This window comes from Sphaerisporangium cinnabarinum (assembly GCF_055567015.1).
Genome location: NZ_JBVHRG010000009.1, coordinates 201,923 through 226,815, shown reverse-complemented (window position 1 = coordinate 226,815; position 24,893 = coordinate 201,923). Strand labels below are relative to the sequence as shown.

The 24,893-nt window shown below is 75.1% G+C and carries 23 protein-coding genes and 1 riboswitch; of the genes, 8 read left to right on the top strand and 15 right to left on the bottom strand.

All coding sequences use genetic code 11. The features are described from left to right. The coding region (locus ACZ4MO_RS14470; protein WP_499279122.1) for a ClpB D2-like domain containing protein at nucleotides 1-462 on the top strand (462 nt) is incomplete at its 5' end. 171 nt (nucleotides 463-633) lie between these two features. Here the strand turns inward: ACZ4MO_RS14470 and ACZ4MO_RS14465 are convergent. Together ACZ4MO_RS14465 and ACZ4MO_RS14460 are read right to left on the bottom strand one after the other, a co-directional pair. After that, on the bottom strand, nucleotides 634-1,923 hold the full coding sequence (locus ACZ4MO_RS14465; RefSeq protein ID WP_175009378.1) for an amidohydrolase: 1,290 nt from the start codon (nucleotides 1,921-1,923) through the stop codon (nucleotides 634-636). Between the two features lie 44 nt (nucleotides 1,924-1,967). Next, nucleotides 1,968-2,390 (bottom strand): VOC family protein, encoded by a 423-nt coding sequence (locus tag ACZ4MO_RS14460; protein WP_175009379.1) that lies wholly within the window; start codon nucleotides 2,388-2,390, stop codon nucleotides 1,968-1,970. A gap of 114 nt (nucleotides 2,391-2,504) precedes the next feature. On the opposite strand from ACZ4MO_RS14460, the gene ACZ4MO_RS14455 reads away from it, so the two are divergent. Then, nucleotides 2,505-2,969 carry a hypothetical protein gene (locus tag ACZ4MO_RS14455; protein ID WP_175009380.1) on the top strand — a complete coding sequence of 155 codons (465 nt, stop codon included), beginning with the start codon at nucleotides 2,505-2,507 and terminating at the stop codon, nucleotides 2,967-2,969. Between the two features lie 56 nt (nucleotides 2,970-3,025). Here ACZ4MO_RS14455 and ACZ4MO_RS14450 read toward each other — a convergent pair whose 3' ends face one another. From ACZ4MO_RS14450 to ACZ4MO_RS14425, 6 genes are all read right to left on the bottom strand, one after another. Beyond that, the gene (locus tag ACZ4MO_RS14450) at nucleotides 3,026-4,864 is read right to left on the bottom strand and encodes a lipase family protein (RefSeq protein ID WP_186810458.1); all 1,839 of its coding nucleotides are present in this window, start codon (nucleotides 4,862-4,864) and stop codon (nucleotides 3,026-3,028) included. 145 nt (nucleotides 4,865-5,009) lie between these two features. Then, nucleotides 5,010-5,438 (bottom strand): NUDIX domain-containing protein, encoded by a 429-nt coding sequence (locus tag ACZ4MO_RS14445; RefSeq protein WP_175009382.1) that lies wholly within the window; start codon nucleotides 5,436-5,438, stop codon nucleotides 5,010-5,012. A gap of 79 nt (nucleotides 5,439-5,517) precedes the next feature. Then, nucleotides 5,518-5,772, bottom strand: coding sequence for a helix-turn-helix domain-containing protein (locus ACZ4MO_RS14440; protein WP_021483476.1), 255 nt, complete (start codon nucleotides 5,770-5,772; stop codon nucleotides 5,518-5,520). Between the two features lie 170 nt (nucleotides 5,773-5,942). Further along, nucleotides 5,943-6,227, bottom strand: coding sequence for a hypothetical protein (locus ACZ4MO_RS14435; protein ID WP_108050838.1), 285 nt, complete (start codon nucleotides 6,225-6,227; stop codon nucleotides 5,943-5,945). A gap of 108 nt (nucleotides 6,228-6,335) precedes the next feature. Continuing rightward, nucleotides 6,336-6,689 (bottom strand): Hpt domain-containing protein, encoded by a 354-nt coding sequence (locus ACZ4MO_RS14430; RefSeq protein WP_167405808.1) that lies wholly within the window; start codon nucleotides 6,687-6,689, stop codon nucleotides 6,336-6,338. Then, nucleotides 6,686-7,081, bottom strand: coding sequence for a response regulator (locus tag ACZ4MO_RS14425; RefSeq protein ID WP_108050842.1), 396 nt, complete (start codon nucleotides 7,079-7,081; stop codon nucleotides 6,686-6,688). Before ACZ4MO_RS14425 ends, ACZ4MO_RS14430 begins: the two co-directional genes overlap by 4 nt. A 70-nt stretch (nucleotides 7,082-7,151) precedes the next feature. Between ACZ4MO_RS14425 and ACZ4MO_RS14420 the strand changes: the two genes are divergently transcribed. The 3 genes from ACZ4MO_RS14420 to ACZ4MO_RS14410 are packed head-to-tail and all read left to right on the top strand — an operon-like array spanning nucleotide 7,152 to nucleotide 11,133. After that, the gene (locus ACZ4MO_RS14420; RefSeq protein ID WP_186810459.1) at nucleotides 7,152-10,070 is read left to right on the top strand and encodes a response regulator; all 2,919 of its coding nucleotides are present in this window, start codon (nucleotides 7,152-7,154) and stop codon (nucleotides 10,068-10,070) included. Next, nucleotides 10,067-10,567, top strand: coding sequence for a pyruvoyl-dependent arginine decarboxylase (locus ACZ4MO_RS14415; RefSeq protein ID WP_043653117.1), 501 nt, complete (start codon nucleotides 10,067-10,069; stop codon nucleotides 10,565-10,567). Before ACZ4MO_RS14420 ends, ACZ4MO_RS14415 begins: the two co-directional genes overlap by 4 nt. Then, the gene (locus ACZ4MO_RS14410) at nucleotides 10,564-11,133 is read left to right on the top strand and encodes a hypothetical protein (protein WP_074804131.1); all 570 of its coding nucleotides are present in this window, start codon (nucleotides 10,564-10,566) and stop codon (nucleotides 11,131-11,133) included. The genes ACZ4MO_RS14415 and ACZ4MO_RS14410 overlap by 4 nt, the downstream gene beginning before the upstream one ends. A 51-nt stretch (nucleotides 11,134-11,184) precedes the next feature. Here the strand turns inward: ACZ4MO_RS14410 and gcvH are convergent, their stop codons facing one another. From gcvH to gcvP, 3 genes are read right to left on the bottom strand one after another with little or no spacing between them, the layout of a single operon-like run. Further along, complete coding sequence (gcvH, locus tag ACZ4MO_RS14405) at nucleotides 11,185-11,562, bottom strand: glycine cleavage system protein GcvH (RefSeq protein ID WP_021483687.1); 378 nt, start codon at nucleotides 11,560-11,562, stop codon at nucleotides 11,185-11,187. 28 nt (nucleotides 11,563-11,590) lie between these two features. Next, complete coding sequence (gene gcvT, locus ACZ4MO_RS14400; RefSeq protein ID WP_171467165.1) at nucleotides 11,591-12,814, bottom strand: glycine cleavage system aminomethyltransferase GcvT; 1,224 nt, start codon at nucleotides 12,812-12,814, stop codon at nucleotides 11,591-11,593. Beyond that, nucleotides 12,811-15,771, bottom strand: coding sequence for an aminomethyl-transferring glycine dehydrogenase (gene gcvP, locus ACZ4MO_RS14395; protein ID WP_175009385.1), 2,961 nt, complete (start codon nucleotides 15,769-15,771; stop codon nucleotides 12,811-12,813). The genes gcvT and gcvP overlap by 4 nt, the downstream gene beginning before the upstream one ends. Nucleotides 15,772-15,954: 183 nt before the next feature. Further along, nucleotides 15,955-16,063: riboswitch (glycine riboswitch) on the bottom strand. 149 nt (nucleotides 16,064-16,212) lie between these two features. Between gcvP and ACZ4MO_RS14390 the strand changes: the two genes are divergently transcribed. The 3 genes from ACZ4MO_RS14390 to ACZ4MO_RS14380 are packed head-to-tail and all read left to right on the top strand — an operon-like array spanning nucleotide 16,213 to nucleotide 19,536. Further along, nucleotides 16,213-17,100 (top strand): ATP-grasp domain-containing protein, encoded by an 888-nt coding sequence (locus ACZ4MO_RS14390; protein ID WP_175009386.1) that lies wholly within the window; start codon nucleotides 16,213-16,215, stop codon nucleotides 17,098-17,100. Nucleotides 17,101-17,104: 4 nt separating this feature from the next. Then, nucleotides 17,105-18,394, top strand: a complete 1,290-nt coding sequence (locus ACZ4MO_RS14385; RefSeq protein WP_074804119.1) for a glycosyltransferase family 2 protein — start codon at nucleotides 17,105-17,107, stop codon at nucleotides 18,392-18,394. A 5-nt stretch (nucleotides 18,395-18,399) separates the two neighbouring features. Then, complete coding sequence (locus tag ACZ4MO_RS14380) at nucleotides 18,400-19,536, top strand: hypothetical protein (RefSeq protein ID WP_175009387.1); 1,137 nt, start codon at nucleotides 18,400-18,402, stop codon at nucleotides 19,534-19,536. Here the strand turns inward: ACZ4MO_RS14380 and ACZ4MO_RS14375 are convergent. The 4 genes from ACZ4MO_RS14375 to ACZ4MO_RS14360 form a co-directional block, all read right to left on the bottom strand. After that, the gene (locus ACZ4MO_RS14375) at nucleotides 19,533-21,254 is read right to left on the bottom strand and encodes a sensor histidine kinase (RefSeq protein WP_074804115.1); all 1,722 of its coding nucleotides are present in this window, start codon (nucleotides 21,252-21,254) and stop codon (nucleotides 19,533-19,535) included. The genes ACZ4MO_RS14380 and ACZ4MO_RS14375 overlap by 4 nt on opposite strands. Further along, entirely contained in the window at nucleotides 21,251-22,330 is a 1,080-nt protein-coding gene (locus ACZ4MO_RS14370; protein ID WP_074804112.1) for a PIG-L family deacetylase, read from the bottom strand. Before ACZ4MO_RS14370 ends, ACZ4MO_RS14375 begins: the two co-directional genes overlap by 4 nt. A 104-nt stretch (nucleotides 22,331-22,434) precedes the next feature. Then, nucleotides 22,435-23,934 (bottom strand): lactate/malate family dehydrogenase, encoded by a 1,500-nt coding sequence (locus tag ACZ4MO_RS14365; RefSeq protein ID WP_074804108.1) that lies wholly within the window; start codon nucleotides 23,932-23,934, stop codon nucleotides 22,435-22,437. Between the two features lie 25 nt (nucleotides 23,935-23,959). After that, nucleotides 23,960-24,877, bottom strand: coding sequence for a LysR family transcriptional regulator (locus tag ACZ4MO_RS14360; RefSeq protein WP_074804106.1), 918 nt, complete (start codon nucleotides 24,875-24,877; stop codon nucleotides 23,960-23,962). Nucleotides 24,878-24,893 lie beyond the last annotated feature (16 nt).

Sequence of the window (24,893 nt, the reverse complement as noted above, 5' to 3'; positions counted from 1 at the left end):
GCGCCGATCGAGACGGGTGCGGGGGAGGACCTGTTCGCGCAGGTGCGTCCGGAGGATCTGCACCGGTTCGGGTTGATCCCGGAGTTCATCGGGCGCCTGCCGGTGATCGCGTCGGTGGCGGCGTTGGACCGCGAGGCGTTGGTGCGGATCCTGACCCAGCCCAGGAATGCGTTGGTGAAGCAGTATCAGCGGATGTTCGCGATCGACGGGGTGGAGCTGGAGTTCACCGAGGGTGCGGTCGAGGCGGTCGCGGAGCAGGCGTTGTTGCGTGGGACGGGGGCGCGGGGGTTGCGCGCGATCATGGAGGAGGTGTTGCAGCAGGTGATGTTCGACGTGCCGTCGCGTGATGACGTGGAGCGGGTCGTGATCACGCGCGAGGTCGTGCTGGACAACGTCAATCCCACGATCGTGCCGCGCACCACGACCGCCCGCGCACGCACCCCGCGCGAGAAGTCCGCCTGACCCCGACGACGACGCACCCCCGGGCCCACCGGACACCGAAGGGGCTCCCCACCGCACGAGGTAGAGCCCCGGTCCGCCGAGGTAGAGCCCCGGTCCGCCGAGGTAGAGCCCGGGTTCATCCCGGTGGAGCCGCTGCCCCGCGGGCGCACACCCCGGTCGCGCGCGACGACGTCACACGGCGCGCAGCCAGTCGCGCGCCGCGGCGACGAGGAGCGCGACGCCCAGGTCGAGCGTCGGCTCGGGGACGGGCGCGAAGTACGGGGAGTGGTTCGGGGCGACGCCGTCGGGCAGGTTGCCCATGCCCGTCGCGGTGGACAGGTCGAACGCGGCGAACAGCGCGGGGTCGAACCCGCCGAGGTTCCAGTAGACGAGCGGCACGCCGGCGGCGGTGGCGAGGTCGCCGACGTCCTCGGACCCGGGCAGCGGCGGCAGCGACACGACGGCGGCCCGCCCGCCCGCGGCCGTGATGCGGTCGTGCTGCTCGTCGAGCGTGCGGGCGAGGACGGCCCGGGTGCGCTCGGTGGCGGCGGGGGCGTTGACCATGAGGTCGAACGTCGAGACCTCCTCGTACTCCGGCGCCTGGGGCGCCCCGGACGCCGCGGCCTCGGCGTCGACGATGCGGTGGATCGCGTCGAGCACGCGGCGGCGGACGGTCGGCGTGAAGGACCGGACGTTGACGAGCAGCTCCGCCGACCCCGGGATGATGTTGGCCTGCGTCCCGGCCCGCAGGGCCCCGACGGTCACGACCGCGGACTCCCGGGCCCCGACCTCGCGCGACACCACGCCCTGGAGCCGCATGACCGTCGCGGCCGCCATGACGACGGGGTCGACGGTCGACTCGGGGCTGGAGCCGTGGCCGCCCCTGCCGTGCAGGGTGACGCGGAACGAGTCGGTCGCGGCCATCGCCGGCCCGGCCGTGAGGTTGACGACGCCCACGGGCAGGGGCATGACGTGCTGTCCCAGGACGACGTCGGGCCGCCCGCCGGTCCGGTCGAACAGGCCGTCCGCGACCATCGCCCGCGCTCCCCCGCCGACCTCCTCGGCGGGCTGGAAGACGACGACGAGCGTGCCCGACCACGTGTCGCGGTGCGCGGCGAGCTCGGCCGCGGCGCCGAGCAGGCACGTCACGTGCACGTCGTGGCCGCACGCGTGCATGGTGCCGGACTCGTGGCCGTCGGGCGTGGTCGCGGTGTCCGTGGAGGCGTAGGGCAGGCCGGTGCGCTCGGTGACGGGGAGCCCGTCCATGTCGGCGCGCAGCAGGACGCGCGGCCCGTCGCCGTTCGCGAGGACGCCCGCGACGCCGGTCCCGCCGAGGCCCTCGTGCACGTCGTAGCCCCAGCCGCGCAGCCGCTCGGCGACGATCCCGGCGGTCCGGTGCTCGGCGAACGCGAGCTCGGGGTGCCGGTGAAGGTCGGTGTAGACGTCGGTGAGCTCGGCCGTGGTCAGCGGGGTCGCGGTCATGCAGGCATGATCCCGCGCCCGGCGACGGGTGGCGAGCGCGCGCGTCAGCCCACGAAGAGGCAGAACGGGTGGCCGGACGGGTCGGCGTAGACGCGCAGCGGTTCGTCCGGGTCGTCGGACCGGTCGAGCAGCAGACGCGCCCCGAGCGCGAGGGCGCGGTCGTGCTGCCGGTCGAGCTCCGCGACGTCGGGCACGGTGCAGTCGAGGTGGAGCTGCTGCGGCACGCCGTCGTCGGGCCACGTCGAGGGCGGGAGCGCCCCGACCTGCTGGAACGCGAGCTGGACCCCGCCCGGGGCGGCGCGCAGCACGAGCCAGTCCGCGCCGTCGGGCTCGGGCTCGCCCGCGGCGGGCGGCTCGTCGCCGGGGCGGTACCCGAGCCCGAACAGGCCGCGGTAGAACTCCGCGAGCGCGCGGGCGTCGGTCGTGTCGAGCACGACCTGGGCGATCCGGGGGAACGTGTCGGCCACGGTGACCACCTCCGCACGCCACCGTCACGCCGCGACCGCGCGCTCGCAAGCAGGTGCGGTCGTGGCACGCGAGGATGGGACCGGACGACGGCAGACCACCCACCGGGAGACGACGTGACGGACCAGGACGGGCGCCTCGCGCGGCACGTCGCCGAGGCGGCCGACGCGTGGCTGCGCGACCCGCTCGACGCGGGCGTGTACCGGCGCCTCGTCGACGCGACGCTGGCCTGGCGGGCCGGCGGCGGTCGCGTGGTGCAGGGCCTCCCGGAGCCGGGAGCCGTGCCCGGCGCCTCGCCGGGGGTCGAGCCGACCGCGCCACCTCGCCCGGCAGCGGTCACCCCGGACGACGACGAGCGCTACCTGCGGCCCGACCGCGCTCCGCGGGCCGTGGGCAGCACGCTCGCCGACGTCGCGAGCCTGCTCCGGGCGCGCGCGGGCGCGGCCCGTGCGGACCCGGCCCCCGACGCGACGGCCTCGGACAGGCACACGGACACGCACACGGGCCCGCACCAGGACCCGGGCACCCCGGGACGCACGCACCCGACCGACACCTCGCCCGAGGACGCCGAGCACGCCTGACGCGCCGCCGTCCGCCCCGAGCGGATCGCGCGACGCCGGGGCGCTGCCGCGTCGCGTCAGCCGGTGGCGCAGGTCGGCGTCGGCGGCTCTCCCGCGAGCCGTGCCTCGGTCCACCGCACGAGGTCGGGGGCGAGCGGCGAGTCCGCCTGGACGAGGCCGACGTGGTCCCGCCCCTCGTACGTGCGGTAGTCGACCGGCCGCCCGGCCGCGCAGCGCTCCCCCACGTACGCGTCCTGCGTGCCCGGGAGGACCAGCGGGTCCGACGCCCCCTGCGCGACGAGCAGCGGCGCCTCGACCGCACCCGTCGGGACGTTCCCGGCGAGCCGCTCCCCGAGGGCGCCGTCCGTCGGGTCCGTCGTCCACAGCGGCTGGTCCATGGACAGCGCCTCGGCGACGGAGACGAGCGCACCCGGCTCGGACAGGCAGCGGGACGCCATCTCGTGCACGACGAGGCGTGCCCCCGGGCGCACGGCGGCGAACGCGTCGGCGTCCGGGTAGGCCGCGTCGTACGCCGCGACGACGTACGACGCGAACACGCTCCCCCCGGCCACGTTCTCCAGGTGCGACACCATCCCGACGAGGTCGCTCGCCGGGGCGAGCGCGGCGACGCCGGCGAGCGGCACGTCGGGCGCGTACGCGGGCGCGACGGCGCCCGTCCACAGGGCGGCGTGCCCGCCCTGGGAGTGACCCCAGACGACGGTCTGCTCGCCCAGCGTCGCGTCGTCGAGCGCGCGGGCCGCGCGCACGGCGTCGAGCACGGAGCGCGCCTCGCCCTGGCCGACGAGGTACGGGTGCGGCCCTGCCGTGCCGAGCCCGGCGTAGTCGGTGGCGACGAGAGCCCACCCGCGCGCGAGCACGTCGTCGAGCAGGAAGAACGCGCCGGACTCGAACGGCTCGTCGAGCACCGACGGCGCGCACCCGCGCGCGAAGCCGGTGGTCCCGTGCGCCCACGCGACGACGGGCGGCGGCGCCCCGCCGTCCGCGCCGACGCCGTCGGGCACGACGACGAGGCCGCTCGCGACGGTGGGCTCCCCCTCGTCGAGCGTCGTCGTGTAGAGGATGCGCCAGGCGGTCGCGCCGTCCGGGATCTGCCGCGTGAACGGCTCGGCCCGCAGCAGCCTGCCGGCCTCGTCGGGCACCGCGTCGGGCTCGTCGTAGAACGCGTCGGCGTGCGGCGCGGCCCGCTGCACCGCGACGCTCACGCCCGTGAGCCCCGCGGCCGCGACGAACGCGAGCACCGCGCCGACGAGCGCGGCCGGCCCGCGGCGCCCCGACCGGGACCGGCCCGACGACGCGGCGGCGGGGTCGGGCGCACGACGTGCGGCCCGCGCACGGCGCACCCCGTCGACGAGCAGCCGCACGCCGAGCAGCACGAGGCGCACTCCCAGCACCACGGCGACGACGAGCACGGTCACGTCCGGCCAGACGAGCGCGAGCCCGCCGAGCAGCACGGACGCCGCACCCACCGCCACGCGGACCCAGCGGTCCGTGCCCGACGACCGGACGCCGTCGACCACGTCGAGGAGCCCGGCGACGACCAGGCCGACGCCCACGAGCACCGCGACGACCGCGATCGTCGGCGCGGGCCACACGAGCACCGCGACCGCGAGCGCGAGGAACAGCACCCCGCGCACGACGCGCAGGGCGCGGGCGCCGCGCGCGTCCGGGGGCGCACCGCCCTCGCCGGCGAGCTCGCCGACGAGCTCGGCGACGCCGAGGACGGCGAGCGCGGCGACGACCGCGACGACGAGGACGGCGAGCGACGCGAACGGCCGCAGCACGACGGCGGCGCCCAGCACGGTGGCGGCGCCGCCGAGCACGACGGCGACCCCGGGCGGCAGGCGGTCCCCGAGGTCGCGCAGCGCGCGGCGCGCCCGAGCGGTGAATCGGCTCACGTCGCGACCGTAGCCAGGCACGACGCAGGGCGCGCGCGGAAGGCGTGGCGGGGTGCGGGAGGAGCGGCGGAGTGACCGTCGACGGCCGGGGCTGCCGGGGGCGGTCGTCGCGCGGGCGACCGCGCTCGCCCCGAGCGGCTGGCGGTCAGACCGCCTCGGGGGCCACCTGGCGCGCGAGCTCCTCGACGATGCGCACGTCGGCGTCGAGCCACGGCACGTCGAGCCAGCTCCCGGCGTCGAGCCACGTCAGCTCGTCGTGCTCGACGAGCGGCTGGGGCTCGCCCGCGGTGACCCGCGCGAACCACAGGCGCATCACGTGGCGGTCGGTGATGATCCAGGACCCGTGGTCGGGACCCACGATCTCGTCGCCGAGCTCCACGGCCACGCCGAGCTCCTCGCGGAGCTCGCGGTGCAGCGCCTCGGTCGGGGTCTCACCGGGGTCGACCTTGCCCCCGGGGAACTCCCAGCGGCCCGCGAGGTGCGACGGACGGGACCGGCGCGCGCTGAGCAGGAGCCGCGGGGCGACGAGATCGTCGACGATCGCCGCGGCCACCACCAGTCTGCGCAGAGTCATACGCGGAGTGTCGCACGGCGTCGTGACGCGCGGGTGACACGACCGCGACCGCGGCCTGCGACGGCTGCGGAGCCGCTCGTCAGCGCAGTCCGGCCGCCCGCGCCCAGGCCACGGCCTCGGCACGGGTCGAGACGCCGAGCTTGCGGTAGAGGCTGCGGACCTGCGACTTGACCGTGTTGCGCGTGACGAAGAGCTTGGTGGCGATCTGCTCGAGCGTGACGTCCTCAGACAGGTTCGACAGGACGACCCGCTCCCGGCGGGTCAGCGGAGCGATCGGTGTGGCGATCCGCTCCGACGGGGCCGCCATGGGGCGGACCAGCTCGATGGTGCTCATGTTCTCCTCCAGATGCTCTCCGGTCACGTCATCCCCACGTGGCGAGTTCCGGTTGGTGCTACATGAAGGGATGGGACAGGAGTCGTTTCATGACGCGACTTCTCGCGACGAGTTTCAGGACGTTCGTCCAGCCCGGGACGAAGGTGCCGCCGGAGCGGCGTCGGTGCAGGTCAGACGAGGTGCTGGTACGAGAGCAGCAGCAGCGCGACCGCCGTGTAGTCCTCGAGGGAACCCGTCGAACGGGTCACGACGCTCACGCTCATCTGCTCGACCGTCGGGAGCATTCCCTGGGCGAGGTCCTCCTGCAGCGTGCGCTCGACGGTGTCGCTCAGCGCTGCCATGGCGGCGTCGATGCTCGCCTGCGGGCCCGACGTGAGGTAGGTCGGCGTCGGGACGCGGGGTGCGCGGGTCTCGCCTCGGGTCGGGCGGTCGGGCGACGTCACGGTGTCGATCATGGGTGTACCCCCTGCCAGTCCGGGGGACGGTCCCCTCGGCACCCACCACACTGGTGGTCGGTCCTCGGGGGAATCCCACGTCCGCCGCAGGAGAACCTCAAGATTTGCTCAAGACTCCGGGTCCGAGCCGTCCCGGGCGCCGTCGGTCAGCGCGTGCAGGCTCCGGAGTCGTGCCGGGACCGCGGCGAGGTCGCCCGCGCGGAGCGCCGTCTCCAGCGCGCGCGCCGCCGCGGTGGTGTCGTCGTCACCGAACGTCCCGGCCGACCCGGCGACGGCGTGGCACAGCGCCGCGGCCTCGAGGACGGCCTCGGGCGTGGGAGCGCCCGTCCCGTCCGGTCCGTGGCCCAGGAGGCGGGCCGCCTCGTCGACCCGGGCCGCGTTCCGGGCCCGCGCCCGCCCCCGCAGCACGACGAGCGCGGCGTCGAGCCGGTCCTCGGCGCGACCGTCGGGTCCGGCCGTCACGGCGTCCACCCGAGGAGGGATCCGAGCCGGGCGGCGAGGTCGAGGGCGTCGAACGGCTTCGTGATGACGCCGGCCGCGCCCAGGCCGTCGAGCCGCGAGATCTCCCCGGCGCCGACCTTGGCGGTGAGGAAGACGACCGGCACGTCCCGCAGCGCGGGGCGGGTCCGCAGGCGCGCGAGCACGGTGGGCCCGTCCACGACGGGCATCATCACGTCGAGGACGATCGCGTCGGGCCGCACCCGCTCCGCGAGCGCCGCGCCCTCGTCGCCGTCGGCCGCGACGTGGACCTCGTAGCCGCCCACCACGTCGAGCGCGAGCTCGACGACCTCGCGGATCGACGGGTCGTCGTCGATGACGACCACGCGCCGCCTCTTCTGCCCTTCCGCGTCCATCGTCCCGACGCTAGCCGAGAAGCCCGCGCCCGGCAGCGCGCACCGACGGGCGGTCACCTACGCTCGACGCATGGTGGGGCAGCGGGGACCGACGGAGCGGACGCACGACCCCTTCGTCCTCTGGTGCTGGGTGGTCGGCGTCCTCCTCGTGCTCCTCGTCCTCGTCCTCGCGAGCCCGCTCGACGCCGAGACGCGACGCACGGTCTCGCAGACCTCGATCATGAGCGCCGGGGCGATCGCCGCAGCGAGCTGCGGGTGGCGCGCGGCACGCTCGACGGGCCGACGGCGTCGGGCGTGGAGCCTGCTCGCGCTCGGCGGCGTGGTCGGTCTCGTCGGGAACGTCTGGGCGGGCCTGGTCGACAACCCCTCGACGGGCGACTACGCCTACATCGCCGCGCTGCTCCTCGGCATCGTCGGGCTCGCGTTCTTCCCCACCGTGCGCCCGCGCGGCAAGGAGATCGGGCGGATGCTGCTCGACAGCGTCGTCGTCGGCGGCTCGGTGCTGTACATCGCGCTCTACGCGGTGACGCTCCGCTCCGCCGAGGCCGCGCCGACCGGCACGACGGCCGTCACGGCGTACACGCTCCCGGTGGTGGACGCGCTGCTCGCGACCTTCGCCGTCCTCGTGATGACCCGTTCGACCGCCTCCGAGCGGGTGCCCCTCGTGCTCGTGGGCAGCGGGTTCGTGCTCTACGCCGTGGCCGACGTCGCGTTCGCCCTGCTCTCCGCCGACGGCACGTTCACGTTCGGCAGCCCGATCGACGTCGGCTGGGTCGGCGGGTACCTCATGATCGCGCTCGCGGCGCGGCACCGGGCGGCGAGCGGCAGCCCGGTGGCCGACGAGCGCGCGCAGGGGTCCGCGATCCTCGGCACGACCGTGACGTTCTGCCTGTTCCTCGCGGCGGCCCTGATCCGGGTCGTGCAGTCCTCGACGGGCTTCACGTGGGCGCCGAACGCGCTCTGGGTCGTCGTGCTGCTCGCGGTCGTCGCGCGGCAGATCCTCGTCGTCGCCGACAACGAGTCGCTGCTGCACGGCCTCGAGCGGCGGGTCGAGGAGCGCACGTCCCAGCTCCGTGCGCTCGCCGGGGAGCGCGCCCGGACGCTCGAGTCCGTGGCGGACGGCATCTACGGCGTCGACCCCGACGGCCGCGTGACCTTCGTCAACGCGGCGGCGTCCCGCACGCTCGGCGCGAGCCAGGACTCGCTCATCGGCCGGGACGCGCACGCGCTCTTCCACGCGCCGGACGCGGACGGCAACCCCTATCCCCCGGACTCCTGCTACATCCGGGAGGCCGTGCGCGACGGCATCACGGCGGTCGCCGAGCAGGACGTCTACCTCCGCGAGGACGGCTCCGAGGTGGCCGTCGAGGTCACGGCGAGCCCGCTCAAGGACGACGGCCGCACGCTGGGCGCCGTCGTCGTGTTCCGCGACATCACGGACCGGCGGGAGGTCGAGCGGCTCAAGGACGAGTTCGTGTCCGTCGTGAGCCACGAGCTGCGCACGCCGCTCACCGCGATCCGCGGCGCGCTCGGCCTGCTCGACAGCGGCGCCCTGGGCACGCTCCCCGAGCGCTCGGCGCGCATGGTGCACGTCGCGCGGTCGAGCAGCGACCGCCTCAACCGGATCGTGGACGACATCCTCGACATCGAGCGCATGGACTCGGGCACGACGCCGCTCGAGCGGGCCGAGCACCGCGTGGCCGACCTCGTCTCGACGGCCGCGGAGCCCGTCGGGCTGCTCGCGCGCGACGCCGGCGTCGAGATCGTGCAGGAGCACACCGACGAGGTCGTCGCCGTCGACGGGGAACGCGTCGTGCAGATGCTGACCAACCTGCTGAGCAACGCCGTGAAGTTCTCCCCGCCGGGTGGGACGGTCCGCGTGTCCGCGCGCTCCGCCGGGGACATGGTCGAGCTCCGCGTCGAAGACGAGGGACGCGGCATCCCCCCGGACAAGCTCGAGACGGTGTTCCGGCGCTTCGAGCAGGTCGACGCGTCGGACTCGCGCGAGCGCGGGGGCAGCGGGCTCGGGCTCGCGATCTCGCAGAGCATCGTGGAGCGCCACGGGGGCCGCATCTGGGCCGAGAGCCGCGGCGAGGGCACGGGCGCGACCTTCCGCGCGACGCTCCCCCGGCCCGAGCCGGTCCTCGGCACGGTCGACGAGGTGCCCGCGACGGCGCCCGGCGACCCGCGCCCCCGGGTCGTGGTGGTCGACGACGACGCGTACGTCGTCGACGTGCTGCGCGCGGTCCTGGAGTCGCGCGGGTACGACGTCGTGGGGGTGACCGACGGCACGCTCGCCTTCGCGGCCATCGAGGCCGCCCGGCCCGCCGCCGTCGTGCTCGACCTCGCGATGCCGGGGCGCGACGGGCAGGACGTGATCGACCGGGTGCGCCGGAGCGCCGCGACGGCGAACGTGCCCGTCGTCATCGTCTCGGGCTCGCAGCCCTCGAAGTCCGTGGCGACGGCGTCCCTCGCCGACCGCTGGCTCGTGAAGCCGGTCGCGCCCGCGGAGCTCGAGCGCACCGTCAGGGAGGTCGTCAGCCTGCGCCCGCACCACGAGCACGTGCTCGTCGTCGAGGACGACCCGGAGGTCGGGGAGGTCGTGCGCACCGTCCTGCAGGGGGCGGGCCTCGTCGTCACGCTGGCGCGCAGCGTCCGCGAGGCGCTGCAGGTTCTCGCGGGCGGCGAGGAACCGGCGCTCGTCGTGCTCGACCTCACGCTGCCCGACGGTGCGGGCCGCGAGGTCGTCGACGCGCTCCGCCAGGACGGCCGCCTGAGCCGGGTCCCGCTCGTCATCTACAGCGGGGCGCGCCTCGACGCGCACCAGCGTGCGGACCTCCGGCTGGGAGATACCGTCTACCTGCGCAAGGGGAGCACCGCCCCCGAGAAGCTGCTGGAACCCGTGCTCGACCTCCTGGACACGGCCGCGGGCCGCTGGGGCACGGCGCACGACGACGGGGCGAGAGCCTCAGGGACGGAGAACACATGACCGCGGGACCCATCATCTACGTGAGCCACGGGACGGGCACGGGGAGGACCGAGCTCTCCGCGTTCGACGCGGCGCTCACGGACGCCGGCGTCGGCGACTTCAACCTCGTCCGGCTGAGCTCCGTCGTGCCGCCCGGGTCCCGCGTGGTCGAGGTGGACCGTCTCGAGGAGGGGTACGGCGGGCACGGCGACCTCCTCTACTGCGTGTACGCCGAGGCGCACGCCGTGATGCCCGGTCACGAGGCGTGGGCCGGCGTGGCGTGGTCGCTGCGCGACGACGACAGCGGTGCCGGTCTCTTCGTGGAGCACGAGGCGCCGTCGCACGAGCAGCTCGAGCTGGACCTCACGCTCAGCCTCGAGGACCTGGCCGCGACGCGCGGCAACCGGTTCCACCCGGCCGGTCGCCGGGTCGCCGGGGTGCGCTGCGAGTCGCTGCCCGTGTGCTCCGTCGTCGTCGCCGCGTACCGCCGCGAGGGCTGGGACGGGGAGACCCGGTGACGGCGCCGACGCGCGCCGGCGCGGGGCGCGCCGCGGTGACGTTCGAGCAGACCGTGGACGGCGAGCTCGCCGACCGGTTCTGGGAGCTGTACCTCGAGGCGTTCGAGCCGCTGCGCACGCGCGCGGCGGCCCGGCACGTGCTGCACCGCGAGGAGTTCGACGAGGAGATGAGCGACCCGCGGGTGCTCAAGCTCCTCGCGCACGACGACGACGGCGCGGCCGTCGGGCTGACGACGCTCGCGACCGACCTCGCGGCGGTCCCGTGGGTGAGCCCGGAGTTCTTCGCGGCGCGCTACCCCGAGCACGCCGCGCGCGGCGCCGTCTGGTACATCGGCTTCACGCTCGCCCACCCGGGCCGTCGGGCGAGCCGGACGTTCATGGACATGATCGACGCGCTCGTCGCGCACCTCGCGGAGAACCGCGTGGTGTGCGCCTACGACGTGTCGCGGTTCAACGACGACTCGCTGCGGTTCGCGGACAACCTGCGCCGCCACCTCGAGCGGACGCAGGACGTCGAGGTCGAGACCGTCGACCAGCAGACGTACTACGCGACGACGTTCCGCTGACCGTTCCGCCGACCCTGTGCCGGGGCGGTCCGCGCCGCCCCGGCCCGGTCGTCAGCTGCCGACGTGCGCCGCGTACTGGTCGGCGGTGAGCAGGTCGCCCGTGTCGACGACGTCGACCTTGAACAGCCAGCCGTCGGTGTACGGGTCCGAGTTCACGACGGCCGGGTCGTCGACCGCCGCCTGGTTCACCTCGACGATCGTGCCCGTGACGGGCGAGAAGAGCTCCGACACGGACTTGGTCGACTCGACCTCGCCGATGACGCTCCCGGCCGTCACCTCGGCGCCCACCTCGGGCAGCTCCAGGTAGACGATGTCGCCGAGCGCCTCGGCAGCCGTCGCGGTGATCCCGACGACGGCGGGGGTCGAGCCGTCGATCCACTCGTGCTCGGCCGTGTACTGCAGGTGCGCCGGGAACTGGGCCTCGGTCATGGGGTTCTCCTTCGGGACGACGGGGCGGTCAGGACTGCTGGGGACGACGGTAGAACGGGAGCGGCACGACGACCACGGGCTCGGCCCGGCCGCGCACGTCGACGGCGAGCTCGGTGCCCTCCGCCGACAGCTCGGGCGTGACGTACGCCAGGGCGATCGGGTGGCCGAGCGTCGGCGACGGGGCGCCGGACGTCACCGTGCCCACGCGGCGCGCGGACTCCCCCACCGCTCCCCCGGCGTCGACGCCGTCGCCCGGCAGCACGACGGCGTAGCCCGCCCGCGCGGGCCGTCGCCCCAGACCCTCGAGCCCGACGAGCACGCGCGCGGGCGGAGACTCCCGGCGCGCGGCGAGCGCGGCCCGGCCGACGAACTCGAGCGGCGCGCCGTCGCCGTCGACCTTGTCGAGCTTCACGACGCGACCGAGCCCCGCCTCGTACGGCGTGGTCGTGGTGTCGAGCTCGTGCCCGTACAGCGGCATCCCCGCCTCCAGGCGCAGCGAGTCGCGCGCGGACAGTCCCGCCGGGACGAGGCCGAGCGGCGTACCCGCGGCGAGCACGGTGCGCCACAGGTCGGCGGCGCGGTCCGCGGGCACGAACAGCTCGAAGCCGTCCTCCCCCGTGTACCCGGTGCGGGCCACGAGGGCATCCACCGCTCCGTCGTCGGTCCGCAGGACGAGCGGTGCGGCCGCGTAGTACCGGAGGTCGCGCACGGTCTCGACGGCGGCCGGGTCGGCCGGGTCCGTGAGGCCCGCGACGATCTCCTCCGCGCGCGGCCCCTGGACCGCGACGAGCGCCGTGCTCGCCCCCTGGTCGGTGACCGTCGCGTCGAAGCCCGCGGCCCGCGCGACGAGCTCGCGCGCGACGAGGTCGGCGTTCCCCGCGTTCGCGACCACGAGGAACCGCTCGTCCGCGAGGCGGTACACGACGAGGTCGTCGAGGACCGCGCCGTCCTCCTGGCAGATCATCGTGTAGCGCGCCCGGCCGGGAGCGACCGCGGAGAGGTTCCCGACGAGCGCGTGGTCCAGCGCGGCCGCGGCCTGCGGTCCCGCGACCTCGATCTCGCCCATGTGGGAGAGGTCGAACAGGCCGGCCGCCTCGCGGACGGCGCGGTGCTCCGCGAGGTCGGACGTGTACCGCAGCGGCATCAGCCACCCGCCGAAGCTCGTGAGGTTCGCGCCGAGCGCGACGTGCTCGTCGTGCAGCGGGCTGCGACGCTCCGCGCTCTCGGTCGTCCCGGTCTGCTGCTCGGTCATGCGAGGTCTCCCGTCACGTAGGACTCCAGGGGCGGGCACGAGCACACCAGGTTGCGGTCGCCCCGCGCACCGTCGATGCGGCGCACCGGCGGCCAGTACTTCCCGGCGCGCAGGCTCGCGACCGGGTACGCCGCGAGCTCGCGCGAGTACGGCTTGTCCCAGTCCTCCGCCACGAGCGCCGCCGCGGTGTGCGGGGCGCCGCGCAGCGGCGACTCCTCGACGCTCCAGCGGCCGGAGGAGACGGCGTCGATCTCGCCGCGGATCGCGACGAGCGCGTCGACGAACCGGTCGAGCTCCGCGAGGTCCTCGCTCTCCGTCGGCTCCACCATGAGCGTGCCCGCCACGGGGAACGAGAGCGTCGGGGCGTGGAACCCGTAGTCCATGAGCCGCTTCGCCACGTCCTCCGCCGTCACGCCCGTCTCCGCGGTGATCGGGCGCAGGTCGAGGATGCACTCGTGCGCGACGAGGCCGTTCGGCCCCGTGTACAGCACCGGGTAGTGGTCGGCGAGACGGCTCGCGACGTAGTTCGCCGTGAGCACCGCCGTCTTCGTCGCCTCCGTCAGACCGTCCGGGCCCATGAGCGCGACGTACGCGTACGAGATCGGCAGGATCCCGGCCGACCCGTACCGCGTCGCCGAGACCGGGGTGCCGGTGGCGGGGTCCTTTCCGGGAGCCAGCGGGTCGCCCGGGAGGAACGGCACGAGGTGCGCGGCAACCGCGACGGGGCCGACTCCCGGCCCTCCCCCGCCGTGCGGGATGCAGAACGTCTTGTGCAGGTTCAGGTGCGAGACGTCGCCCCCGAACTCCCCCGGGCGTGCGAGCCCGACGAGCGCGTTGAGGTTCGCACCATCGATGTACACCTGACCACCCACCTCGTGTACGAGGTCGCAGACCTCGCGGACGTGCTCCTCGAAGACGCCGTGCGTCGACGGGTACGTGATCATGATCGCCGCGACCCGCGGTCCGTGGTCGGCCAGCTTCGCGCGCAGGTCGGCCAGGTCCACCTCGCCGCTCTCCGCGGTCCGCACGACCTCGACCTTCAGCCCCGCCAGCGCCGCCGACGCCGCGTTCGTCCCGTGCGCCGACGCGGGGATCAGGCACACGTCGCGCTCCACGTCGCCGCGCGACACGTGGTACTCGCGGATAGCCAGCAGGCCCGCGAACTCGCCCTGCGACCCCGCGTTCGGCTGCACCGAGACGGCCGCGTAACCCGTGATCTCCGCCAGCGCCGACTCGAGGCCGCCGATCAGCTCCTCGTAGCCGCGCGCCTGGTCGGCCGGCACGAACGGGTGCAGGTCCGCGAACCCCGGCCAGGAGATGGCCTCCATCTCCGCCGTCGCGTTGAGCTTCATCGTGCACGAGCCCAGGGGGATCATCGTGCGGTCCAGCGCGAGGTCCTTGTCCGCGAGACGGCGCAGGTAGCGCAGCATCGACGTCTCGGACCGGTGCAGGCGGAAGATCGGGTGCTGGAGGTACGCCGTCGTCCGGGTCGCCCAGGTCGGGAGGTCGTGGCCGGACCCGGCCACGGGGGCGCCCTCGGCGCTCGGGCCTCCAGCGGCGTCCACGCCGAACGACCTCAGCACGGTGTCGACGGTCGCGGGGGTGGTGGTCTCGTCGCAGGCGATCTGTACATGATCTGCATCGGGGTTGTACAGGTTGATGCCGGCGGTGGCGGCGGCCTCGACGACGGCGGTGGCGCGGCCCGGGACGACGGCGCGGACGGTGTCGAAGAAGGTGTCGTGCTCGACGGCGACGCCCGCGGCCCGGAGGCGCTCCGCGAGGGTCACGGCGTGCGCGTGCGTGCGCTCGGCGATGGCGCGGAGGCCGTCGGGCCCGTGGTAGACCGCGTACATCGAGGCGACGATCGCGAGGAGGGCCTGCGCCGTGCAGATGTTGCTCGTCGCCTTCTCGCGCCGGATGTGCTGCTCGCGCGTCTGGAGCGCGAGGCGGTAGGCGGTGGCGCCGTCGGCGTCGATCGAGACGCCCACGAGACGGCCGGGGAGCGAGCGCTCCAGACCCTTGCGCACGGCCATGAACGCCGCGTGAGGGCCCCCGTAGAACAACGGGACGCCGAACCGCTGGGCCGAGCCCACCGCCACGTCGGCGCCGAGCTCGCCGGGGGAGACGAGCAGCGTCAGCGCGAGCAGGTCGCTCGCCACGGTGACGAGCGCGCCCGCGTCCTTGGCCTCCGCGACCACGGGCCGCCAGTCCACGACGCGGCCCGACGCGCCCGACTGCTGGACGACGACGCCCACGAGGTGCGCGTCGTCGTCCAGCCCGGTCGGGAACGCGCCCGCCGCGCGGGCGGCGGCGAGCCCGGCCTCCAGGCCGTCCGACAGGTCCGCGACGACGACGGGCAGGCCGACCGCCCGGGCCCGGCCCTGGGTGACGGCGAGCGTCTGCGGGAAGAGGTCGGCGTCGAGCACCACGTAGCCGCCCTTCGCGCGCGACGCCCGCCACATGAGGGCGACGGCCTCCGCGACCGCGGTCGCCTCGTCGAGCAGCGACGCGTTCGCGACGTCGAGACCCGTCAGGTCCTCGACGACCTGCTGGAAGTTGAGCAGCGCCTCCAGGCGGCCCTGCGAGATCTCGGGCTGGTACGGCGTGTACGCCGTGTACCAGGCGGGGGACTCGAGGACGTTGCGACGGATCACCGGGGGAGTGACGGTGCCGTAGTAGCCGAGCCCGATCATCTGCGTCTTCACGACGTTCTTCGCGGCGAGCGCGCGCAGGTGGTCGAGCACCTCCGTCTCGGTGCGCGCCGCAGGCAGGTCGAGCGGGCGCTCGGTGCGGATCGCCGCGGGCACGGCGGCGTCGACCAGCGCGTCGAGCGAGGCGTGGCCGAGCTGGTCGAGCATGACCTGCACCTCGCGGCCGCGCGGGCCGAGGTGGCGCGGCGCGAACGCGCCGGAGGCGGCGTCGAGCGGGGAGGTGCGGTCGAGGGACGGCTGGGTCACGGGGACCTCCGGGGGAGGGGACGACGGCGGGTCCCTCCCCGCTCTGTCATCGGACGCACGCGTCGACCTGAGAGTTTTGCCGGTCCGCCGTGCCACGAGGGCCGGGGCGCGCCGACTTGCACCGTCGGTGGGCCGCGCGCGACGCCTCGAGGGCGCCCCAGCACGGCCGCTTTCCAGAGTTGCCTCGCCTCGACGGTACGTGGGCCTGAGAGATTCCCGGGGAGGACTTGCTCCTTCGGCGCCGTCGCCGCGGTCCGGGGACCGGGGCGACGGACTCTCCCGTCGCGGTTCTGGCGGCCCGGCCGGCACCGCGCCCGAAGGACGGCACCGCCGGTCAAGCATGGAGTTGTGGCCTCATCGTAGCGGGCACACCGCCCTCGCTCCCGCGTACCCGGTGCCCCCGGCCCTGCGGACCCCAGGAGGCCGCCGTACATTCGGACGATGGGGGACACGCGCACGATCATCGTCACCGGGGCCGCAGGGCCGGCCGGGCGGGCGCTCGGGGCTCAGCTCGCGCGACGACCGGAGGTGCACGCCGTCGGGGTGGACCTGGCGCCACGTGCCGTCCCGGGGTTCGCGACCGTGGAGGCCGTCCCGGCGGCGGGAGACCCCGCCTACGACGGCGCGACCCTGGCGCTCGTGCGCCGGCACGGAGACGTCCTCGTCGTCCCGTCCGTCTCCGAGGAGCTGGCGCACCTCGCCGTCCTCGCCGGTGCCGCGGGCCTGACCCGCGACGTCGTGGTGTCGCCGCCCGGCCCGACGGCCGTCGCCGGCGACAAGCTCCTCACGATGCTCGCGCTCGACCGCCAGGGCGTCGGCGTCCCGCCGCACGCCGGGGCCGACGCCCTGCCCTCCGCGGCGGACGCGCTCGACTGGGCGGCGGGTCCGGTCGTCGTCAAGCCGCGTGTCGCGCGGGGCGGGCGTGGCGTCCACGTCGTGGAGACCGCGGACGACCCGGCATGGGCCGCTCTCGACGCGTCGTGGATCGTCCAGGGGTTCGCGCCGGGGCGGGAGTACTGCCCGCAGGTGTTCCGGTCGCCGTCGACCGGGGAGACGCAGGTCGTCGTCCTGGAGAAGACCGGCCGCAAGGAGGGACGCGTCGGCAACGCCACGACGGTGACGCGCCTCGAGGAGAGCGCGGCCGCGGACGTCGCCGCCGTGGCACGGGCCACGACCCTGGCGCTCGGGCTCGTCGGTCCTCTCGACATGGACGTCCGGCGGCTCGCGGACGGGACACCGGTCGTCCTGGAGGTCAACGCGCGCTTCGGGGCGGTGTCCGAGTCCGCACCGGAGCTGCTCGACGCCGTGCTCCGCGAGTGGCCGGTCTGAAGGCATGCCGGCCGCCCTGACCGGAGTCCTCACCGCGCTCGCGCTCGTGGTCGGATCGACGCTCCTCGTCGTGGGGCTCGTCCGCCTCGCCCTCGTGCCGTTCGCGCTCGCCTTCGAGCACCGCCACCGACGCGCGGCACCCGGCCCCGCCGGGCTCGGCCCGTCCTGGGCGGAGCCTCCTCTGGTCTCCGTCGTGGTCCCCGCCTTCGACGAGGCGGTCGTCATCGACAACTGCGTGCGGTCGCTCCTGCGCAGCGACTACCCGCGCTTCGAGATCCTGTGCGTCGACGACGGGTCCCGCGACGACACCTTCGACAGGATGCTCAGGCTGTCCGAGCGGCACGCGCGCGTGCACGCGGTGCGGCAGGAGAACGCCGGCAAGGGCGCCGCCCTCAACCGTGGCATCGCCCTCGCGCGGGGCGAGGTCGTCCTCCTGGTCGACGCCGACGGCGTCTTCCGGCCCGACACGATCACCCGGCTGCTGCGCGGGTTCCGCGACGCCCGCGTCGGCGCGGTGTGCGGGAACGACCGCCCGGTGAACCTCGATCGGGTGCTGACGCGGTTCCTCGCCCTCGTCAGCCACGTCGGCACCGGGCTCATGCGCCGCGCGCTCGACGTGCTCGGCTGCCTCCCCGTCGTGTCGGGGAACGTGGGCGCGTTCCGGCGCGAGGTGCTCGAACGCACGGGGCCCCTCCGGACGGACACCCTGGCAGAGGACCTCGAGCTCACCTGGCGGGTGCACGCCGCCGGCTACGGGGTGACGTTCGCGCCGGACGCCGTGGTCTACGCCGAGTCGCCCTCGACGGTCCGCGGCCTCTGGCGACAGCGGGTGCGGTGGGCGCGCGGCCTGCTCCAGGTGTCGGCGCTGCACCGGCGGATGATCGGCAACCTCCGGTACGGGCGCTTCGGGGCGTACCTGCTCTACAACACCGTGTCGCAGGTGGCGGGACCGTTCCTCCAGGTGCTCGCGTTCCTCGCCCTCTCCGTCCTCGTCGCCGTCGAGGGCACGGGCTGGCTGCCTCCGTCGTGGTGGGAGTGGGCGCTGTTCCTCGGGCTGCCCCTGTCCCTGGGGCTGCTGCTCCTCGCGGTCGTGCTCGACCACGCACCCGGCGATCTTCGATATCTGTGGACGGTCCCGCTGTGGCCCGTCTACTCCTCGCTCATGACACTGGTCATGCTGGAGGCGGCACGCCGGGAGACGACGGACGCGGAGGGACGATGGGACAAGCTCGAGAGGACCGGCACGGTGTCGGTGCGCGGGCTCGGCGCGGTCGACGACCCTGGGTCGCGCTGATCGTCGTGCCCCTCGTCGCCGTCGTCGTCGCGGCGGTGCTCCTCGCAAGCCCGTGGAAGGAGTCCCTGCCGCCCATGCGGTCCACGCCCCCGCCCGACGACGTACGGTCCGTCAGCATCGACTTCGGTGTGGTGACCGACCCGGGCACCGACTGGGGAGCGGTCGACCAGCACCTCGACTCCGCCGGGGCGAACGCCGTGGAGCTCAACGCCGGACGGGTGGAGTTCACCGCGTTCGACTGGGCCGCCTACCCGGAGGCCGCCGCCGAGCCGGGTACCGACCACCTCTCGACGGCGGCGCGCGCCCTGGCCCGGACCTCCGACGGCGCGCAGCGCGAGTTCGGCCTGATCGTGGACGCGTTCGTCCCGCGGTGGCTCGAGCAGGACCCCTCCCTCGCCGGCCGGAGCACGAGCGGTGAGACGGCGACCTACCAGGCCTCCGCGAGCGCTCTCGCGACCGGGCCCGTCGGTGACCGCCTGGTCGCCTACGTCGTCGCGCTGGGCGAGCGGTACGAGCCCGCGTACATCTCCGTGACCGAGCTCTTCCTCGACGGCTACACGTTCGGCGAGGACGATCTCGCGCTCTACCGCGAGATGACCGGCGCGGAGGACTGGCCGCGCGACGAGTCCGGCGCGGTCCAGGAGGACGCGCCGGAGCTGGGGTCCTGGCGGTCCGACGTGCTCGCCGGGCTCCTCGCGCGGATGCGGGCCGGCCTCGACGAGGTCGGGGACGGCGACGGCGCGTCGATCGCCCTCTCCATGGAGGTACGCGTGGACTGGGACGACCTCGCGCAGGGCGTCCCGTCCAGCGGCCACGACTACGGCGTCCTGCTGTCCGCCGTCGACCGGCTGACCGTCTGGGCCTACTTCCAGAACTCGGGACACGAGGCCGACAGCGTCGAGGCGCTCACCGCAGCGCTCGCTGCGGCGGGATACGACACGTCGCGCATCACGATCTCCGTCGGCCTCTGGGCGGGGCGCGGCCGCAACATCGAGCCGGAGACGATGGCGGAGGGCGTCTCCTTCGCCGCGACGAACGGGGTGCGCTCGGTCAACGTGACCCCGTACTCCCTCATGGGCGACGCGTACTGGACCGCGCTCGCGTCCGTGTGGCGCCCCGACGCGAGCGAAGAACCGGCCTAGGGCTCGTCCTGGTCCGGTGAGAGGTCGGGCAGGAGCACGTCCACCTCGGTCCCGACCCCCGGTTCGCTGGCGATGGACAGGCTCCCCCCGTGCGCGTCGACGATCGTCTGCACGAGCGACAGGCCGAGACCGACGCCCCGGACCCGCCGACGGACGGTCTCCCGGGTCCGGTAGAAGCGCTCGGTCAGGCGCGCGAGCTCATCCGCCGGGATGCCGGTGCCGTGGTCGACGACCCGGACGCGGACGCACCGGGCGGCATCCTGCGCGGGCTCGGCGGTGACGCTCACCCGCACCTGGCCGCCCCGCGTGCTGTGCTTCACGGCGTTCGTGAGCAGGTTCTCGACCACCTGGCCCAGCCGCTGCGCGTCGGAGAGCAGGCGGACCTCGGCGTCCCCGTCCTCGACGATCGCGACCCCGGCACGGGCCGCGACCGGTGCGGTGGACGCCACGGCCTCCCGGACCACCTCCACCACGTCCAGCTCCATCGGTACCAGGGCGAACGTCCCGGAGACCACCTGGGCGCTGGTGAGCAGGTCCTCCACCAGGGCCTGGAGCTGGTGCGCGTTGCGCTCCACGACCTGGAGATAGCGCTGCTGCTCGTCGTCCAGGCTCTCGGGCCGCATCCGGAGCAGGTCGACGTACCCGAGGATCGAGGCGAGCGGCGTGCGCAGCTCGTGGCTGACGAGGCCGATGAACGCGTCCTGCTCCTGCTCGTCCTCGTGGCGGCGCGTCACGTCGGTCGCCACGAACAGGTAGCCCGGCGGGAGCTCCGGCGCCGGCCCCGAGAGGGCGGGCCTGCGGGTCACGACCACCTCGAGCCGACGACTCGTACCGTCCGGCAGGGTGTGGTCGCGCTCGTGCACCTCGGTGCCGCCGTGCGCGGCGGCCCCGACGATCTCCGCGAGCGCCGACGGCGTGCCCCCCTCCTGGTCGCCCGCCTCGCCCGCCGCGGCCGATCCTCCGCCGAGGAGGCGGACGACGTCCGTCCCCACGAGCGTGCTCGCCGCCGTCCCGAGGAGACGTTCGGCGCCGGTGTTGGCGGAGACCACCGTGCCCGCGTCGTCGGTGGCCAGGAAGGCCTGCTCGGTAGCGGCGGCGAGGATGCTCGCGAGCGTGTCCCGCGAGTCGCGCAGACGTCGTGACGACGCGTCGAGGGCGTCGCGGGCGGCGGCCAGCTGGACGGCCTGGCCGCGCGCGAGCGTCACCATGCCGTGGATGCCGAGCGCGAGCGTCGCGAGGATCGAGAAGGTGACGACCGCGTGCAGGACGGGCTGGATCCGGCCGGTGTCCACGACGACCGGCACGAGGAGGACCAGACCCGCGCCCGCGAGCCCGACCGCGGGACCGGCCGAGCCCGGACGGAGCGCCAGGCTCGCGAGGGGGAGGACGAGGAGGATGTCGAGGGTCACCGCCTGGAGGCCCGCCCCGACGTCGAGCAGGCCGATCGCGAGCATCTGCGCGAGCGAGCAGGCGAAGCGCCATGAGACGGGCCACGTGTCCCACCGGCCGAGCGCGGCGACCACGAGGACGCCGACGGAGAGCACGACCGCCGCGACCAGCAGACCCGGACGGGCGGGCTCCACCATCCACCACAGCGAGGCCGCGGCGACCACCACGGAGAGCGTGATGGGCACCTGGCGCAGCGCGACGGCGTCCTCGTCCGCCCAGCCCAGGCGGAGGACCGGGTACCTCTCACCGAGCTCGGTCGGTCTGCTCACCGCCCGCCGGAGCCGTGCCCGGCGTCCGCCCCCTGCCCGTCGACCGCGGGAGCCGCCTGGACGACCTCCCCGCGGACGAGGGTCTCGCTGGCCCGGACCGTCTCCAACGGCTCGGCGTCGCGGGCGGGGCTGAACCTGGCCCAGTACCGCGCGGTCGCACGCACCACGTCGGGCTGCATGTACTCCCGGTGGCTCTGGGACGCGAAGGCGGCGAGCATGCTCAGCTTGGTGTCGACGAACCCGTCGACGTCGACGAAGCGGTTCGGCGCGAACTCGACGGTCGAGGACGGGCTCTGGAAGCACCAGAGCCCCGGGACCTCCCGCGCAGCGACCTGGACCGCCTCGTGCACGGCGCGGTGGTCCTGGTGGCGGTCGTGGATCCCGTGGGTGTAGATCCGCGTCGGGCGGACCTCCCGGACGACCTCCTCGATCGCGGTGATCATCCCCGCGGCGGGGTCCAGCCGCGTGTCGGGGAAGTCGAGGTGCACGAGGCGCGCACCGACGACCGCGGCCGCGGCGGCCGCCTCCGAGCGGCGGGCCGAGGTCTCGCCGCCGACCGCACCGCCGGAGAGGACGAGCGTCACGATCTCGTCCCCGGCGGCGGCGTGCGCGGCGAGCGTGGCACCCACCCCGATCTCGACGTCGTCCGGGTGCGCTCCGACGGCGAGCACCCGCTGCCGGGAGGAGGTGCGGGCCGCCCGGGTCCGCTGCGCGAGCTCGGTGGCGCGGCGGACGACCTCGGCGGCTGTCACCGGCTTGACGAGGAAGTCGTCCGCCGACTCGCGCAGCGCACCGATCGCGTGGTCCACGGTCGGGTACGCGGTGACGATCATGACGCGCACCGCCGGGTCGATCGCCCGGAGCTCGGGCAGGACCTCGAGCCCGGAACGGCCGGGCAGCTGGATGTCGCTGACGAGGACGTCGTACGACTGCCGTCGCAGCGCCTCGACGGCTCCCTCGGCGGTCTCGACCGTGTCGACGTGCATGCCGCCGTGACGCTCGAGCGCGATCCTCAGGAACTCGGCGGCGTCGAGGTCGTCCTCGATCACGAGCACCTGGTACTGGGATTCGGGCACGGTCCCCCCTGACTGCGGACTCGGTCCCATCGACGGTACGCGCCCCGGGACGACACCGCTCGTCACGGTCCCGGCGTGCGCGGCACGGGCACCCCGGGGCGCGGTCAGGGACGCCCGGCGTCGCCTCCCGCGGGCTCGACGACGACGGAGCGCACCGTCGCGAGTCGCCGGACCGCGCGCTCCAGGGCCCGCGTGCGGCGGGGCGTCGCGCGGAACGACACGACGATCCGCCCGGCCCGGCCGTCGCCGTCCACCGGCCCGGTGGCGAGCGAGTCGAAGCTCACGCCGCGCGTCGAGAACACCCCGGTGAGCGCGGTGAGCGTGCCCGGCTGGTCCAGACCGTGCACGGTCGCGACCCAGTCGCGCTCCGCACCGGCCGGGGTCGGCACGCGCTCCGCGACCGTCGTCCCGGTCGTGCCCGGGACGCCAGCCGTCCCGACCTGCGTGCCCGCCGCGCCCGACGAACCCTCCGCACCCGCCGCCGCGCTCGCCGTACCGCCCGCGGGCGACCCCGCGCTCGCCGACGCCGCGCTCGCCGACACCAGGCGATCGATCCCCCCGGCCGCCTGCACGAGCCGGCGCGCTTCGTCGTCGGGCAGCTCGTCGAGCAGGACGCGCGTCCACCCGCCCGGGCCGAGCACGACCGGGACGCCGAGGACGCCGCGCGACGGCACGCCGTCGTCCGAGGGAAGCCGTCCGTCGAGCTCGCCGTCGAGCGCGACCTGCCCCGCGACGACGATCTCGCGGCCGTCGAGGATCACCTCGAGGAGGTCGACGGTCGCGCTCGCGGTGCCCGCGGGGGTCTTCGCGCCGGACTGGTGGGTCATCCAGGGTCGCGTGACGAGCCGCAGGTCGGCGGGCCAGGTGTCGATGAGCTCGAACGCGGCGCCCATGTCCTGGCTCGCGACGCGCGCGAGCTCGTCCTTCGCCGCGGCGATCTCGCCGGGCAGGGCGCCGAGCGTGCGGCCGCGGCGTAGCGCGGCGACGGCGCGGGCCCGCTCGTCGGCGTCGAGCCCGCTCACCCGGACGGTCGACCACAGCGGGACGGCGTCCTCGCCGTGCTGGCCCCCCACGAACCCGCCGACCCGGTGCCGCCGCACGCCCAGCTCGACCGCGATCTCGCGCCGGAACCGCAGCGTGTCGAGCCAGGCCCCCATGCCGAGCACACGGTGCCGCCCGAGCCGTTCCGCCATGACCGCGACCCCGAGCTCCACGGGGTTCGTCACGACGATCACGACCTCGTGGCCCGAGCCGTGCCGCGCGATCGCGTCCGCGTACTCGGCGAGCACCGCGCCGTTCGTCGCGGCGAGCACGCGCCGGTCGGGGTCGGCGCCCGTGCGGGCCGGGGGAGTGAGGCCGGCGGCGACGACGATGACGTCGGCGGTCACGTCGTCGGGCGAGTGCGCGACGTCGAGGAGCGGCGCGTGCTCGTCGTACGCGTCGACGAGGTCGGCGCGCAGCCCGTGCACGGCGCGCCCCGACGCCCCGCCTGCCCGGCCGACGAGCTGGAGCCGCGCCGTCGGCGGGAGCACCCGCCGCTCGACGATCTGCGTGCACACCTGCCGGCCGACGTCGCCCGTCGCCCCCACCACCGCTACGTCCACCCTCGCAGGCTACGACGCCCCGGAGTCAGGCGAACGCGATCCCGCCCGCGGCGGCGACCATCTCGTCGAGCACGGCGGAGACCACGGGACGGGGCTCGTGCCGGGTCGCGCGGTGGCGCGCGACGAGGCGGCGCGAGCCGAGCCCGGGCAGCCCGACGACCGTGACGCCGTCGGGCACCTCGTCCGACGCGCCACCCTCCACGGCGAGCGCCGGGAGCATCGCGACGCCGAGCCCGGCCGCGACGAGCGAGAGCGCGACGTCGAAGTCGTAGTAGTTGTGCCGCGTGCGCAGGGTCCCGCCGAGCCCGCGCGACAGCCGCCGGAGCGCACGGGCCGCGGCGGTGCCGGGCTCGGGTCCCAGCCACACGGCGTCGCGCACGTCGTCGAGACGCGTGGGCGTCGGCATGCCGGCGGGGACGACGAGCCGCCACGGCTCGTCGAGCAGGACGATCTCGCGCGTGCCGCGCGGGGCGGGGGAGTCGGCCTCGTAGTCGCGCTCGAGGAGGACGACGTCGAGCTCGCCCGCGCGCAGGAGGCGCAGGGCCTCGGTGGGCTCGCGCTCCTGCACGTCGAGCTCGATCCCGGGGGCGGTCTCGGCGAGCCGCCCGGCGACGGGCGCGACGACGGCGCGGATCGCCGTCTGGAAGGAGCCGACGGCGACGCGCCCGCTCACCTCGTCGCCGAGCGCGGCGAGCGCCTTGCGGGCCTCGACGAGCTCGGTCTCGATGCGCTCGGCGGTCTCGGCGAGCACGCGACCGGCGGGCGTGAGGGTCACGCCGCGCGGTCCGCGGTCGAGCACGACGACCCCCTCCTCGGCCTCGAGCCGCTGGATCTGCTGCGAGACCGCGGACGGGGTGACGTGCAGGAGATCCGCTGCCGCGAGGATGCCTCCACCACGGTGCACGGCAAGGAGGAAACCAAGTCTGCGTGGGTCCGTCGCCATGTAGAGATGCTAAACA

Bases quoted from the DNA above. Each gene is read 5' to 3' on its own strand.
- ACZ4MO_RS14465 (WP_175009378.1), bottom strand. From the start codon at position 1,923: ATGACCGCGACCCCGCTGACCACGGCCGAGCTCACCGACGTCTACACC.
- ACZ4MO_RS14445 (WP_175009382.1), bottom strand. From the start codon at position 5,438: ATGACTCTGCGCAGACTGGTGGTGGCCGCGGCGATCGTCGACGATCTC.
- ACZ4MO_RS14440 (WP_021483476.1), bottom strand. From the start codon at position 5,772: ATGAGCACCATCGAGCTGGTCCGCCCCATGGCGGCCCCGTCGGAGCGG.
- ACZ4MO_RS14435 (WP_108050838.1), bottom strand. From the start codon at position 6,227: ATGATCGACACCGTGACGTCGCCCGACCGCCCGACCCGAGGCGAGACC.
- ACZ4MO_RS14425 (WP_108050842.1), bottom strand. From the start codon at position 7,081: ATGGACGCGGAAGGGCAGAAGAGGCGGCGCGTGGTCGTCATCGACGAC.
- ACZ4MO_RS14420 (WP_186810459.1), top strand. From the start codon at position 7,152: ATGGTGGGGCAGCGGGGACCGACGGAGCGGACGCACGACCCCTTCGTC.
- ACZ4MO_RS14415 (WP_043653117.1), top strand. From the start codon at position 10,067: ATGACCGCGGGACCCATCATCTACGTGAGCCACGGGACGGGCACGGGG.
- gcvH (WP_021483687.1), bottom strand. From the start codon at position 11,562: ATGACCGAGGCCCAGTTCCCGGCGCACCTGCAGTACACGGCCGAGCAC.
- gcvT (WP_171467165.1), bottom strand. From the start codon at position 12,814: ATGACCGAGCAGCAGACCGGGACGACCGAGAGCGCGGAGCGTCGCAGC.
- ACZ4MO_RS14390 (WP_175009386.1), top strand. From the start codon at position 16,213: ATGGGGGACACGCGCACGATCATCGTCACCGGGGCCGCAGGGCCGGCC.
- ACZ4MO_RS14385 (WP_074804119.1), top strand. From the start codon at position 17,105: ATGCCGGCCGCCCTGACCGGAGTCCTCACCGCGCTCGCGCTCGTGGTC.
- ACZ4MO_RS14360 (WP_074804106.1), bottom strand. From the start codon at position 24,877: ATGGCGACGGACCCACGCAGACTTGGTTTCCTCCTTGCCGTGCACCGT.